13 protein-coding genes are annotated in these 13,352 nt (G+C 75.0%); 2 read left to right on the forward strand and 11 right to left on the reverse strand.

What is annotated here, in order from left to right; genetic code table 11:
- Window positions 1-81: 81 nt before the first annotated feature.
- The 3 genes from ACI799_RS06170 to ACI799_RS06180 form a co-directional block, all read right to left on the reverse strand.
- The gene (locus ACI799_RS06170) at window positions 82-1,770 is read right to left on the reverse strand and encodes a DUF885 domain-containing protein (protein WP_456587725.1); all 1,689 of its coding nucleotides are present in this window, start codon (window positions 1,768-1,770) and stop codon (window positions 82-84) included.
- A 44-nt stretch (window positions 1,771-1,814) separates the two neighbouring features.
- Entirely contained in the window at window positions 1,815-2,828 is a 1,014-nt protein-coding gene (locus ACI799_RS06175) for an NADPH:quinone reductase (protein ID WP_456612632.1), read from the reverse strand.
- 64 nt (window positions 2,829-2,892) lie between these two features.
- Window positions 2,893-3,309 (reverse strand): hypothetical protein, encoded by a 417-nt coding sequence (locus ACI799_RS06180; RefSeq protein ID WP_456587723.1) that lies wholly within the window; start codon window positions 3,307-3,309, stop codon window positions 2,893-2,895.
- Window positions 3,310-3,424: 115 nt separating this feature from the next.
- Between ACI799_RS06180 and ACI799_RS06185 the strand changes: the two genes are divergently transcribed.
- Window positions 3,425-4,216 carry an SRPBCC family protein gene (locus ACI799_RS06185; protein WP_456612633.1) on the forward strand — a complete coding sequence of 264 codons (792 nt, stop codon included), beginning with the start codon at window positions 3,425-3,427 and terminating at the stop codon, window positions 4,214-4,216.
- A 34-nt stretch (window positions 4,217-4,250) separates the two neighbouring features.
- On the opposite strand, the gene ACI799_RS06190 is transcribed toward ACI799_RS06185, so the two are convergent.
- Complete coding sequence (locus tag ACI799_RS06190) at window positions 4,251-4,757, reverse strand: hypothetical protein (RefSeq protein ID WP_456587721.1); 507 nt, start codon at window positions 4,755-4,757, stop codon at window positions 4,251-4,253.
- Window positions 4,758-4,882: 125 nt separating this feature from the next.
- Window positions 4,883-5,620, reverse strand: coding sequence for a metallophosphoesterase family protein (locus ACI799_RS06195; protein WP_456612634.1), 738 nt, complete (start codon window positions 5,618-5,620; stop codon window positions 4,883-4,885).
- A gap of 188 nt (window positions 5,621-5,808) precedes the next feature.
- Between ACI799_RS06195 and ACI799_RS06200 the strand changes: the two genes are divergently transcribed.
- Window positions 5,809-6,456 carry a DUF981 family protein gene (locus ACI799_RS06200; RefSeq protein ID WP_456612635.1) on the forward strand — a complete coding sequence of 216 codons (648 nt, stop codon included), beginning with the start codon at window positions 5,809-5,811 and terminating at the stop codon, window positions 6,454-6,456.
- Between the two features lie 42 nt (window positions 6,457-6,498).
- Here ACI799_RS06200 and ACI799_RS06205 read toward each other — a convergent pair whose 3' ends face one another.
- The 6 genes from ACI799_RS06205 to ACI799_RS06230 form a co-directional block, all read right to left on the reverse strand.
- Window positions 6,499-9,102, reverse strand: coding sequence for a bifunctional FO biosynthesis protein CofGH (locus tag ACI799_RS06205; RefSeq protein ID WP_456612636.1), 2,604 nt, complete (start codon window positions 9,100-9,102; stop codon window positions 6,499-6,501).
- A 145-nt stretch (window positions 9,103-9,247) separates the two neighbouring features.
- On the reverse strand, window positions 9,248-10,093 hold the full coding sequence (locus tag ACI799_RS06210; protein ID WP_456587717.1) for an ABC transporter permease: 846 nt from the start codon (window positions 10,091-10,093) through the stop codon (window positions 9,248-9,250).
- Window positions 10,090-11,064, reverse strand: a complete 975-nt coding sequence (locus tag ACI799_RS06215; RefSeq protein ID WP_456587716.1) for an ABC transporter ATP-binding protein — start codon at window positions 11,062-11,064, stop codon at window positions 10,090-10,092. Before ACI799_RS06215 ends, ACI799_RS06210 begins: the two co-directional genes overlap by 4 nt.
- A 19-nt stretch (window positions 11,065-11,083) precedes the next feature.
- A complete protein-coding gene (locus ACI799_RS06220) occupies window positions 11,084-12,181 on the reverse strand; it encodes a hypothetical protein (protein WP_456612637.1) in 1,098 nt (365 codons plus the stop codon).
- Window positions 12,165-12,686 carry a sigma-70 family RNA polymerase sigma factor gene (locus ACI799_RS06225; RefSeq protein WP_456599433.1) on the reverse strand — a complete coding sequence of 174 codons (522 nt, stop codon included), beginning with the start codon at window positions 12,684-12,686 and terminating at the stop codon, window positions 12,165-12,167. Before ACI799_RS06225 ends, ACI799_RS06220 begins: the two co-directional genes overlap by 17 nt.
- 151 nt (window positions 12,687-12,837) lie before the next feature.
- Window positions 12,838-13,350, reverse strand: a complete 513-nt coding sequence (locus ACI799_RS06230) for a flavin reductase family protein (protein WP_456612638.1) — start codon at window positions 13,348-13,350, stop codon at window positions 12,838-12,840.
- Window positions 13,351-13,352: the final 2 nt, after the last annotated feature.

The following is a 13,352-nucleotide window of genomic DNA, read 5'->3' on the forward strand; positions in this document are numbered from 1 at the left end:
GCGCGGGTGTGCGCTTCCCGGGGTGATCGAGGTGCCCGTAGCCCCGACGAGCGCACACCCGCGGGAGTCGACCCGCCGGACTCAGCGGCGGGCGAGCTCGGCGGCCAGCGGGTCGAGCCCGAGCTGGCCGAGCGCCAGCACGTCGCGGTGCCACTGCGCCAGGTCGAAGGCGTCCCCGGCTCGCCGTCGGGCCTCCTCGCGGCAGGTGAGGAACACCCGCTCGCCCACCTTGTAGACCGGCGCCTGCCCGGGCCACCCGAGGTAGCGGTGCAGCTCGTCGACCCGCATCGCGTCCTCCATGCTGACGTGCCGGCGGAGGAACGCCAGCGCGACGTCGTAGTCCCACCGCGAGCCGGCGGCCGCCCCGGCGGGGATCGGCAGGTCGAGGTGCAGCCCGATGTCCAGCACGACCCGCGCCGCCCGCAGCTCCTGGGCGTCGAGCATCCCGAGCCGGTCGCCCGGGTCCTCGAGGAACCCGAGCTCGCCCATCAGCCGCTCGGCGTAGAGGGCCCACCCCTCGGCGTTCCCCGAGCAGGAGCAGAGCAGTCGCTGCCAGCGGTTGAGCCGCTGGGCGTCGTGGACCGTCTGCCCGATCTGCAGGTGGTGGCCGGGCACGCCCTCGTGGTAGACCGTCGTGGCCTCCCGCCAGGTCGTCATGTCCTCGACGCCCTCGGGCAGGGACCACCACATCCGGCCCGGCCGGCTGAAGTCCTCGCTGGGCGCGGTGTAGTACACGCCCTCGCCGGCGGTGGGGGTGAGCCGGCCCTCGATGCGGCGCACCGGCTCGGGGATGTCGAAGTGGACCCCGTCCAGCGCGGCCACCGCGCGGTCGGCGGTCTCCTGCAGCCAGGCCTGGAGCGCCTCCCGACCGCGGAGGATCCGCGCCGGGTCGGCGTCGAGCACCGCCATCGCGCCGGCCACCCCCTGCCCGGGGGCGATCTCCTCGGCGAGGCGCTCCTTCTCGGCGACGATGCGGGCCAGCTCCGCCCAGCCCCAGTCGTAGGTCTCGTCGAGGTCCAGCCGCGCGCCGGTGTGGTAGCGGGACTCGACCAGGTACCGGTCACGGCCCACGCCGTCGGCGTCCGGCGCCAGCGGCAGCAGCACCCGCTCGAGGTGCCCGGCGAACCCGAGCAGGGCGCCCGACGCCCGCTCGGCGCCGTCGGCCAGGTCGCGGCCCAGCGCGCTGCGGGGGTCGGCCGGGGCCTCGCGCGCCAGCCGGGTGAAGAAGCCGGGGCGCTCCGGCGTCCCGGCCCACTGCCGCGCCCGCTCCGCCGCCAGCCGGACCTGGCGAGCGGCCGAGACCCGGCCCCGGTCGGCGGCGTCGTCCAGCCCCCGCGCGTACCCCAGCAGGGCCTTGGGCATCGCGGCGAGCCGCACCGCGACCGCGGACCAGTCCTCGTCGGTCGCGGTGGGCATCAGGTCGAAGACCTCGCGGAAGCCCTGCAGAGGGCTGTCCACCGTGTTCAGGTCGGCCTGCGCGTAGCCGGCGTCGTAGCGGTCCAGTTCGGCGCCGAGCCGCTCCAGCATGGCGCTGCGGGCGATCTCGTCGCGCCGGTCGACCGGTTCCAGCGCGTCGGCCTGCGCGCGCGTGCGCCGCAGCAGCTCGGCGTGGGCGGCGTGCCCGTCGGTGCTCAGGTCCGGCCACCGGTCGTCGTGGCCGGGCACCCCGATGTAGGTGGCGACCACCGGCTGCGCCGCGGCGTAGCTCTCGACGAAGCCGTCGGCGAGCTGGTCCAGCGGGGACGGCGGGCGCGCGGGGGAGTCGGTCACCGGGGTCACGCTATCCGGGCGCCCGCCCGCCGCCCGCCACCCGCTCACGCCGTGACGTCGATCAGCACCTTGCCGACGGCGCCGTCCTGCACCGCCTGGTGGGCGCCTGCGGTCTCGGCCAGCGGGAAGAGGTGCAGCGGCAGCCCGGCGTCGTCCCCGACCCGGATGGCGCCGTCGGCGACGGCGGTGGAGACATCCTCGATGCCGAGCACCTTGGCCCGCTCGGGTTCGGTGTAGACGAGCACGAACTGCCAGCGGGCGTTCGGTCCCATCTGCGCGCGCACCGGCACGGTCACCTCCGCGCCTCCGTCGTCGGCGTACATGGCGACCGCGCCGTGCATCCCGATCACCTGGGCGTCGACCGGCGCGTTCACCGCGGCCGACACCTCCACGATCGCGTCGACGCCCTTCGGCGCGATCTTCCGCACCTCGGCGACGACGTCCTGGTCCTTGTAGTTCACGACGTGGTCGGCGCCGGCGGCCGCGGCCAGCTGCGCCTTGCGGGGGCTGCTGACCGTGGCGATCACGGTGGCGTCGGACCAGCGGGCCAGCTGGATCGCCGCGTTGCCGACGGCGCCCGCGCCGCCCTGCACCAGCACGGTGTGCCCGGTGAGCGAGCCGGGGCCCAGCCGGTCGGGCAGCGACTCGGCGACGGTCAGGCAGCGGTGGGCGGTGAGGAAGGGGATGCCCAGGGCCGCACCCAGCTCGAAGGACGGGTCCGCGCCGAGCAGGACGACGTGCCGGGCCGGGACGACGGTGAACTCGGCGGCGGTGCCCCACGGCCGCTGCCACGCCGCCTCCCAGATCCACACCCGCTGGCCGAGCATGGCCGGGTCCACGCCCTGGCCGACGGCGTCGACGGTGCCCGAGCCGTCCTGGTTCGGCACCTGGCCGTCCGGGCCGGGCTGCGCCGCGCTGCGGGACTTCCAGTCGGTGGGGTTGACGCCGGAGAACGCGACGCGGACGCGCACCTCGCCCGGGCCGGGGTCGGGCACCGGCCGGTCGATCAACTGGAGGACGTCGGGGCCACCGGGTTCGCTGTAGGAGATCGCTCGCACGCCGCGGCTCCTACCCGACGAGGGGCGGCTCACTCGGCACGGCGCCGGGAGGTGGTGCGCGGGCTCAGCCGGGCGGCGCGTCGTCGTCGGTGGGCCACTCGGGGATCGGCAGGCCCGAGACGGCCAGCAGCCGCTCGACGGTCTGCTCGACCACCTCGTCTGTCGGGGGCACGCCGCCGGGGGAGGCCATCAGCCGACGCACCTCGGCCGGCTCGACCTCGGTGCCGACGGCGTCGCGCACCCACCGGGCGAAGCCCTCGGCCTCGGCGTCGACGTCCACGGGGGCGGAGGCATCCGGCTCGTCGAAGTACACGCGCGGCTCGTAGCCGAGGAAGAAGCGGCCACCGGTCGCGTCGGCCGCCCGGTAGTCGACGGTCGCGATGTCGCTGTCGTGCACGTCGACCATCAGGAACGGCACCGCGGTCGGCCGTCCCGTGCGCCAGCGCCCCTCGCTGTACACCAGCGTGCCGAAGTAGCCCATGGCCCGAGGCTAGCCGTCGGCGCCGGGTCCGCCGGGGGCGGCGACAGGTGCATCGACCACGTGACGGGGTAGGTGGTGGGCCGGAGCAGGTCCCACGACGGAGGAGCAACCGACGATGAGCACCAAGGTCGAGCAGTCGATCCAGGTCGACGTCCCAGTACGCACGGCGTACGACCAGTGGACGCAGTTCGAGGACTTCCCCCACTTCATGAGTGGCGTCAAGGAGGTCCAGCAGCGCGGTGACCGGCGGCTGCACTGGGTGGCCGAGATCGCCGGGGTGCGGCGGGAGTGGGATGCGGCGATCCTCGAGCAGGTCCCCGACCAGAAGATCGCCTGGGCGGCGACGGACGGCGCGACCAACGCCGGCGCCGTCCGGTTCGAACCCGCCGGTCCCGGCTCCACGATCGTCCACCTGAGCCTGGAGTACGAGCCGGAGGGCGTGGTGGAGCAGGCCGGCGACAAGCTCGGCATCGTCGGCCACCAGGTGAAGTCGGACCTGCAGCGGTTCAAGTCCCTCATCGAGGACGCGGGCTACGCCAGCGGTGCGTGGCGCGGGTCGATCGAGCACGGCGTCCGCGCCGGCACGCCCGGCGTCGAGGACGCGGCTCTCTCGCGCGGCGACAGCGGCAAGGCCGGGCTCTCGGCGAAGGGCGTCGCCGCCGGCGCCGCCGCGGTGGCCGGGGTGGCTGCCGCCGGTGCGGCCGTGGCCGGTTCCAGGACCTCGACGAGCGATTCGGAGACCGAGCAGTCGCGCCAGGTGCCTGCCTCGCCGCCGGTGACAGTCGTCGAGGAGGTGCCGGCGGCCGACGCGCGGCTCGAGGGATCCGAGGTCGGGGACACCACCCAGGGCGCCACGGCCGCCGGACGCCGGGACGACGACCCGACCACCGGTGGTACCAGCCGCTGACCCCAGGCGGTGCGGGGAGGGGTGAGGCCACCGGCTACCGGCTGCCGGTGGCCCGCTCCTTCACCCGGTCGATCGCCGCGAGCAGCACGACGGTCAGCACCAGGACGGCGAGCGAGGCGATCCACCACCACGGCGCCGGCAGGCGGAGGGTGAAGGCGAGGAACAGCTCGCCGTCGAAGAGCAGGCGGCTGACGAACGGCGCGAGGCCGTTGTAGATGCCGGCGAGCAGCACCAGAGCGCTCAGGACGTCGTAGCGCTCGGTGCCCGTCTCCTCCCGAGGCTTCTCCGGCTGCGCGGCCGCCGGCGGGGGCTCCTCGCCCCGGTGCAGCAGGGCCAGCAGACCCACCCCGAGGACGATGATCCCCACGCAGGCCAGCCACCACCACGGCGACGGCAGGGCGAGCGCGACGGCGAAGCGCTGGTCGGCCTCGAACAGCGGCCGCACGATCAGCGGCACCACGCCCTGGTAGAGCGTCAGGAACCCGACGAGCCAGGACAGGACGGGGCGCCAGCGGGCGCGGGGGCGGTCGGTGCTGCTCACGCCGGACAGCCAACCGCCGCAGGGACCGCCGGCACATCGGCCATAGGTCGATCGGGCCACCGACCGAAGACCAGTCGAGGTGCTCGGTGCTGCGGGCGCCGGCGCCCCCCCGGGTCCGCCGGTCCTCAGCCGCGGCCGGTGCGCAGCTGCCTGGCGACGTCCGGTCGGCCGTTGGCCGCGGCGAGCGCCGCTGCCTGATCCCAGTCGTACTCGACGGCGTGGAACTCGGTCGACCACTGCCCGCCCGAGTCGTCGGCGATGGCGTACCGGGCGTGCGGGGTCCCGGACTCCATGACATGCGGGTAGGGGTGGTCGTCGGCGTAGGCGGGCCAGCCGACGCTGCCCGGGTTGACGACGACGGCACCGGTCGGCAGCCGCACCACCCGCTGCAGGTCGGTGTGCCCGCACAGCAGCAGCGGGGTCGTGGCGGAGCCGCCGAGCCGGTCGAGGACCTCGGCCTCCGTGGCCGGGCACGCCCCGTCCGGGGTCACGGTGTCCAGCAGGTAGACCAGGTCGTCGGTGGGGGAGCCGTGGAAGGCCAGGACACCCGGCGCCGGAGCGAGGGTGAGCGGCAGACCGGCCATCCACCGCCGGTGGGCGTCGGTGATGGTGTCGTGCGCCAGCCGGTCGGAGGCGCCCATGCGGGCACGGGGGAACGTCAGCAGCTGGCGCTCGTGGTTCCCGCGGACGGTGGGCAGGCCGAGCTCCACCAGCCGGTCGGCGGTCTCGCGTGGCTGCACGGCGCCCGACAGCAGGTCGCCGAGGTTGACCACGACGTCCACCGATCGCTGCGCGAGGTCGGCGAGCACCGCCTCCAGCGCAAGGAGGTTGCCGTGGATATCCGAGACCGCGGCGAGGCGCACGGGCGAGACCCTAGCGATCTTGTTCAGCGGAGATCGTTTCCCGGTGTCCTCGCTGGTTAGGGAGGTGGACGGTTGCCTGGTGCACCCATCGCCCACGGCCGGCCCCCAGCAGCCGGGGCCGGCCTCCCCGACCGGGAGGAAGAACGCTGACCATCGACTGGGAACAGCTCCCCACCTACAACACGATCATGTCCGTGGCGGCGGGAGCAGGGCTGCTGCTGGTGGTGCTGCTCGGCCGCCAGCTGCTCAAGGACCCGCGCGAGGCCCCCACCGAGGGGTACGCGCTCGCCTTCGCGGTGCTGGGGCTGATCCTCACGCTCACCGGCGCCCACATGACGCTGACCTGGCCGCTGGCGCCCGACTTCCCCTTCGACAACATCATCTTCGGGGAGCCGGCCCTCGCGTTCGGGGTCCTCATGCTGGTCGCTGCGGTGCACCTGTGGCGCCGGGGGACGGCGCTCCGCGAGGCGCCGGACGCGCTCGCGGCCTTCAGCCGGGCCTACCTGCCCGTGTCGGTCTTCGTGGTCGGCATGGGCCTGGCCTCCTTCGGCATCGCCGCCGCCGGGGTCCGCTACACGCTGTTCGCCGCGCCGCCGGAGGAGCCCATCTCCGGTCAGTTCGCCGACCACCCGATGGTCGAGGCGGTCTTCATCTCCGGGCTCTACGTCCTCGTGGGGGTGGGTGCGGTGCTCTTCCCGCTCGCGCTCCGCGCCCGCCGCGTCGGGGCGGTGGCGACCGTCGTCAGCGCCGCGTGGGGCCTTGCTGGCCTGGCCTTCCTGCTCTTCGGCGCGCTCAACTACTTCACCCACATCGGGCTGATCGTCAACACGATGTAGCCCCGGAGCAGGCGGGTGGCGGGGAACCCCGCCGCCCGCCGCTCAGCTCGGGCTGATCGACAGGGTGAGCCGGGCGCGGCCTTCCTCGGAGCGGGCGGTGGCGATCCGCTCGGCCGAGGGCGTGCCGTACTCGGTGGTGCGCTGGCGGGCGGGCCGGCCGATCGCGGCGGCCATCGCCTCCAGCTCGGCGATGGTCTTCAGCGAGCCGTTCTCGCTGCCGGCCATCCGGCTGATCGTCTCCTCCATCAGCGTGCCGCCGAGGTCGTTCGCCCCGCCCTGCAGCACCGCCTGGGTGCCGGTGTCGCCGAGCTTCACCCACGAGGTCTGGATGTTGCCGATCCGGCCGTGCAGCAGCAGCCGCGCGACCGCGTGCACCGCCCGGTTCTCCCGCACCGTCGGCCCCGGGCGGGCGACGCCGGCCAGGTAGATGGGCGAGTTGTGGTGCACGAAGGGCAGGAGCACGAACTCGGTGAACCCGCCGGTGCGGTCCTGGAGCGCGGACAGCGTGCGCAGGTGCCCGACCCAGTGCGCCGGGGTGTCGACGTGGCCGTACATCATCGTCGACGTCGTGGGGATGCCGACCTCGTGCGCCGTCCCGATGATCTCCAGCCAGGTCGCTGTCGGCAGCTTGCCCTTGGTCAGCACCCATCGGACGTCGTCGTCGAGGATCTCCGCCGCCGTGCCGGGGATCGAGTCCAGCCCGGCCTCCTTCAGCCCGGTGAGGAACTCGCGGAACGACAGCCCGGTGCGCGCCGCCCCGTTGACGATCTCCATGGGTGAGAACGCGTGCAGGTGGATGCCCGGCTGCCGCCGCTTCACCTCGCGCGCCAGGTCGAAGTAGGCGGTGCCCGGCAGGTCGGGGTGGATGCCGCCCTGCATGCAGATCTCGGTCGCGCCGGCGGCCCACGCCTCGTCCACCCGGTCGCCGACCTGCTCCATCGACAGCGTGTAGGCGTCGGCGTCGGTGCGCCGCTGGGCGAAGGCGCAGAAGCGGCAGCCGGTGTAGCAGACGTTGGTGAAGTTGATGTTCCGGTTCACGACGTAGGTGACGTCGTCGCCGTTGACGTCGGCGCGGACGGCGTCGGCGAGCGCGCAGAGGTTCTCGAGGTCGGTGCCGTCGGCGCCCAGCAGCGCCAGGTACTCGGCGTCGGTGAGTCCGGCCGGGTCCTGCTCGGCGTGCAGCAGCGCGGCGAGCACCTCCCGGTCGCCCGCGGCCAGCGCGGTGGAGCGGCCGTCCCGTGCGGCCGTCGTGCGGTCGCGCAGCTCCGACCAGTCGCCGTAGACGGCGTCGAAGTCGCTGCGCCGGTCCGTCGTCCGCCCGACGGTGTCCACCTCGACGTGCAGGTCCACCCGGCCGGAGGAGGTCCACGACTCGTCGGGCTCCTGCCACGGCAGGCCCGCCGGCAGGCGCCCCTCGACGGCCAGCCCGTCCGGCCCGGCCAGCGCGGCGACGTGCGGGCGCACTCGCGGGTCCAGCCACGGCTCGGGCTGCAGCACGTAGCCCGGCTGGGCGGCCAGCCGCTCGCGCAGCTCGAACCCCGCCTCGGCGGTGAGCGCCGCCAGCTTGTCGATGTTCGGCCACGGCCGCTCGGGGTTCACGTGGTCCGGGGTCAGCGGGGAAACGCCGCCCCAGTCGTCGACGCCGGCGCGCAGCAGCAGCCCGAGCTCGGTGGAGTCGCTGAGGTTCGGCGGTGCCTGCACGCGGGCCTTCGGGCCGAGCAGCAGCCGGGTGACGGCGACCGCGGCGACGTACTCCTGCAGCTCCAGGTCGTCGTGCGCGGCCATCGCGGTGCGCGGCTTGGCGCGGAAGTTCTGGACGATCACCTCCTGCACGTGCCCGTGCCGCGCCGCCGCGGCCCGGATCGCGCCGATGGCGTCGACCCGCTCGGTGTAGTCCTCGCCGATGCCCAGCAGCACGCCGGTGGTGAAGGGGACGGCGGAGCGCCCGGCGTCCTCCAGCACCCGCAGCCGGACGGCGGGCTCCTTGTCGGGGCTGCCGTAGTGCGGGCCGCCCTTCTCGGACCAGAGCCGGGTCGCCGTCGTCTCCAGCATCATGCCCATCGACGCCGACACGGGCTTGAGTCGCTGGATCTCCTCCCACGACAGCACGCCGGGGTTGAGGTGGGGGAGCAGCCCGGTCTCCTCGAGCACCCGGATCGCCATGGCGCGCAGGTAGCCCAGCGTCGAGTCGAAGCCGTGCGCCTCCAGCCACTCGCGCGCGACCGGCCAGCGGTCCTCCGGGCGGTCGCCGAGGGTGAACAGCGCCTCCTTGCAGCCCAGTGCCGCGCCGGCGCGGGCGATGTCGAGCACCTCGTCGGGGGAGAGGTAGGGGGCCTTGCCATCGGCGCGCAGCTGCCCCGGCGTGGTGACGAACGTGCAGTAGTGGCAGCGGTCGCGGCACAGGTGGGTGAGCGGGATGAACACCTTGCGGCTGTACGTGACGACGCCGGGCCGCCCGGCGCTGGTCAGCCCCGCGTCGCGCACCCGGCCGGCAGCGGTGAGCAGCCGGTCCAGCGGCTCCCCGTCGCCCAGGCCGCGGGCGTGCAGGAGGGTCTCCGCCTCGGTCGCGTCCAGGGTCACGCCCCGCTCGGCGCGAACCAGGGCGCGGCGGACGGCGGACTCGGTGGGTGCAGGCACAGCGCTCATAGCGCGTCCGACGCTAGCCCCGCCGGCCACGAGGTGTCGGGCCGCCCCGGCCGGGGGGCCTTCCGCGCGAGCTAGTGCCCTGCCCACAGGCGTGGGCAAGGCACTGGCTTGCGCGGGTGATCCGGTGGTCCCGTCGTGGGACTGCTCAGACGTCGCGGCGCTGGAAGGACATCGCGGTCAGCCCGAGGATCACCGCGGTCCACACCGCGGCCCACGCCAGGTAGACCGGCGTGAGGGGCGCATCGGCCAGGAACGGGAAACCGCCCTCGGGGCCCAGCTGGACGAGCGCCGACGGGTCCTGGAAGGCGTTCATGGCGCCGCGCCACAGGCCGTCGGTGGGCAGCAGCACCCGCGAGACGCTGCCGACCCGCTCCACACCCTCGTTGCCCAGCGCGCCGCCGATGCCGCCGACGACGCCCGCGACCCAGGTGGCGCCGAAGAGCCCGACGGCGATGATGCCGGAGGCCATCGGCGAGACGACGCTGGAGAGCAGCAGCGCCAGCGTCAGCAGCACGATCGTCTCGGCCGCCAGCAGCGCGAGCCCTGCCGCGGGTGACGGCGGCCAGTAGCCGACCACCCCGCGCACGATGAGCAGCTGCGCCAGGCCGGCCAGCACCACGTACCCGCAGCCGAAGGTGAGCAGGCCGAGCCACTTCCCGAGCAGGATCGACGAGCGGCGGACCGGCCGGGCGAGCATCGCCAGCGCCTGGCCCGACTCGACCTCGCCGGCGAGCGTGGGCCCGGCGAGGAACGCGGTGCCGATCGCCGCGATCAAACTGAAGCCGAACATGATCAGGTTGATCAGCATGGAGGCGACCAGTCGGGCCTCGCCGCTGGTGAGCGTGCCGAGCTCGGTGTCCAGGCCGATGAGCCTGGAGAAGCCCCAGCCGCTGAGCGCGAGCAGCGCCACGGTCAGGATCAGCAGCGCCCAGACGACCTTGCGCCGGAACGCCTCGCGCAGGGTGAGGCCGGCGATCGTCAGCACGGTCACGGGGCCGGCTCCTGGTGCATGGGTTCGTCGTGCCGGAGGACGGCGAGCAGCCGCTCCTCGAGGCTGATCCGCACCGGTTCGACCGCGTGCACCCGGACCCCGAGCCCGACGAGGTCGCGCACCAGGTCGGGCACGGTGACGCCGTCGTCCTCGGACGCCAGGGCGACGGTGAACCAGTCACCGCTGCGGGTCAGCGAGCCGGCCGCCCGGAGCCGCTGCTCGACCCGCTCGTCGACGTCGGCCAGCCGCAGCCGGACCTCGCGCTGGCCGAGCAGCTCGGCGAGCGTGCCCGACGCCGCCACCTGGCCCTTGTCGAGGATCACCACCCGGTCGCACACCCGCTCCACCTCGCCGATCAGGTGCGAGTTGAGCAGGACGGCGACGCCGCGGGACTTCAGCGCCAGCACGAGGTCGCGGACGTCCACCCGGCCCAGCGGGTCCAGCGCGCTGGTGGGCTCGTCGAGGACGACCAGCTGCGGCCGGGCGACCAGGGCGACCGCCAGCCCCAGCCGCTGCTGCATGCCCTTGGAGAAGCTCCCCACGCGGTCGCCGCTCCGCTCGGCCAGCCCGACCGCCGCCAGGCACGCGCGGCGCTCCTCGGCGGGGACGTCGAGGCGGGCCAGCTTCACGTGCAGGTCGAGCACCTCCGCCGCGGTCAGCCACGGCTGGTAGCGGAACAGCTCGGGGAGGTACCCGACGGCGCTGCGGCTGCGCGGGTCCGACGCGGGCCGGCCGAGCAGCAGCACCTCACCGGCGTCCGGTCGCACGAGGCCGAGCAGCATCTTGATGACGCTGGTCTTCCCGGCGCCGTTGGGGCCGAGCAGGCCGACGACCTCGCCGCGGCCGACGGTGAAGGAGACGTCGTCGACGGCGGTCCGGCGTCCGTACCGCTTGCGCAGCCCGGAGCACCAGACCGCCGGCGACGGCGGCAGGCCGTCGAGCCCGCCCGCCGCGGGAGCGTTCGAGGTCACCCCGCGGACGGTAGCGGCGTCAGCGGAGGTCACGGGCGACGTCGAGGAGCTCGTCGGCGCTGAGCGTTCCGGCGACGCCGGTCATCACGCCGTCCTCCACCCAGACCACGCCGGCGAAGAGCCCGTTGCGGGAGGTGAGCACCGTCGCCTCCGCCCCGTCGACGTCGGCCGTCGAGCTGGTCACCATCTCCGCGGGAACCGGCAGCGGCAGCGTCGCGGCGTCGGTGGAGAGGTCGCGCAGCTGGTCGGCCAGGCCGTCGGGGAGGCCGGGCAGCGACAGCAGGTAGTCGCGGACCGTCTCGAACGGCACCCCCGAGGAGAGCACCGTCGGCGCGTTCGCCCGGGCGACGACGAGGCTGGGCACGCCGGTCGGCTGCGACCACACCGCCGCGACCCCGGGGCCGGCCTCCAGCCGCAGCTGGGCGCCGTCGAGCCCGGGCGGCGGGGGAGGCAGGACCTCGCCCTCGGCGGCCGCGGCCTGCGCGGCCTTGGCGGCGGAGAAGGTGAACGTCGCGCGGGCCACGTCGGCCGCCAGGTAGGCAGGCTCGCCGGTCACGCCCGCGGGCAGCTCGGCGACCTCCGGGACGGTGAGGCCGGTGCGCTCCCGCGCCGCCTCGGCGTCGGTCACCGGCTCCGGCGCGGGCTCCTCGGCGAACTCGAGGTCGCCGTAGGCGGAGAGGTCCGGGATCTGCACCAGGTCGGTGGCGCTCACCTCGACCGGGTCGACGCGCTCGGTCTGGAAGATCGGCAGCCAGTCGTTCGCGGCCGCGACCCCGGCGCCGGTCAGCAGGACCACCGCGCCGAGCGCCGCCACGGCGGGACGGCGGACGGCCGTGCCCCAGCGGTTGCGGCCGGCGGTGCGCGCCGGGCGGAAGGCGGTCACGGTCGACGGGGCCGAGGCGGCCGAGAACCGGGCCCACGCGGCGTCGGTGTCGACGGCGCCGGAGGCGGTATCGGACCCGCCGAGCGCCGCACCGACCAGCTGCGCGTCCGCGCGGGCGTCGTCGAGGGCGCGCAGGCAGACCGGGCAGCCGGCGACGTGCGCGCGGTCGGCGTCGGAGACCCCGGCCGGCTCGTCGATCAGCCGGCGGAGGACGCCCTCATTCGGATGACGCATGGCGGTTCAGCTCCTTGCGAAGTGCGGCTTCGGCGCGGCGGACGGTGGTGCCGACGCTGCCGGGGGACAGATCGAGTGCGGTGGCGACCTCGGCGTAGCTCAGGCCGCTGTGGCGCAGCACGAGCGCGGTCGCCTGCGTGCGGGGGAGCCGGGCGAGGGCCGCCCGGACGCGGCTGCGGTCCTCGAGGGTGAGGACCGCGTCGGCCACGTCGGGGGTGGTGGGGTCGGCGGCCGAGGCCACCGTCTCCTCCCGGGCGGCGCGGCGGCGACCCGAGCGGATCAGGTTCAGCGCGGTGTGCGCGGCGGCGACCGACAGCCAGCCGGCGGCCTCGGCCGCGGGCACGGACGAGCGGCCGAAGGACAGGAACACCTCCTGCGCCACGTCCTCCGCCTGGTCGCGGGAACCGAGCACCCTCGCGGCGACCCCGACGACCCGCTGGTAGTCGCGGCGGAAGACCTCCTCGAGGTCGGGCCGCACCGCACCGCGGGTCGCTGCTGCCGGCACGCTGCCCGCCCCTCCGACCCGGCCGAGCGCGCCGGGAAAAGTCAGGACGGCTGCCGGTGCCGGCCGTCCGTGCCGTACGAGGTCCATGTACGGATAGCACCGCCGGGCCCGCGGATGTGACAACCGGCCCCGGAGACCTCCGACCAGTCGCTCAACCGCGCCCGGCGGCGGCCCCCGTCTCGTCGACGAACCGCCCGCGCAGTCGCAGCAGCGGGCGGGCGTCAGGGTTGAGCACCGGCACGTCGTCCACGGTCAGCAGCGCCAGCACGTGGTCGCCGGCCTCGACCAGCCGTTCCAGGCGGCAGTCCAGGGCGGCCGGCGCCTCGCTCAGGACGATGGCGCCGCTGCCGGCGGCCCGGGTCCAGGGCACGGTCTCCAGCAGGTGCCGCGCGCTGGGCCGCCCCGCCGAGGCGAACCGGGAGGCCACGATGGCGTGCGGCGCGGCCAGCACGGTCAGCGCGCAGCGGCCGACCGCCTCCAGCACCTCGGCGGGGTAGCCGCCCGCGGTCAGGCCGACGGCGACCAGCGGGGGGGCGGCCGAGACGCTCATGACCGAGCTGACCGTCGTCCCGACGTCGTCGATGTCGTCCTGCACGGTCAGCAGGCACACCCCGGCGGCGTACTGGGCCAGGGCGGCGGTGAACTCGCGGGCGTCGACCGGCATGG

It is taken from the genome of Blastococcus sp. SYSU DS0753 (assembly GCF_054051175.1).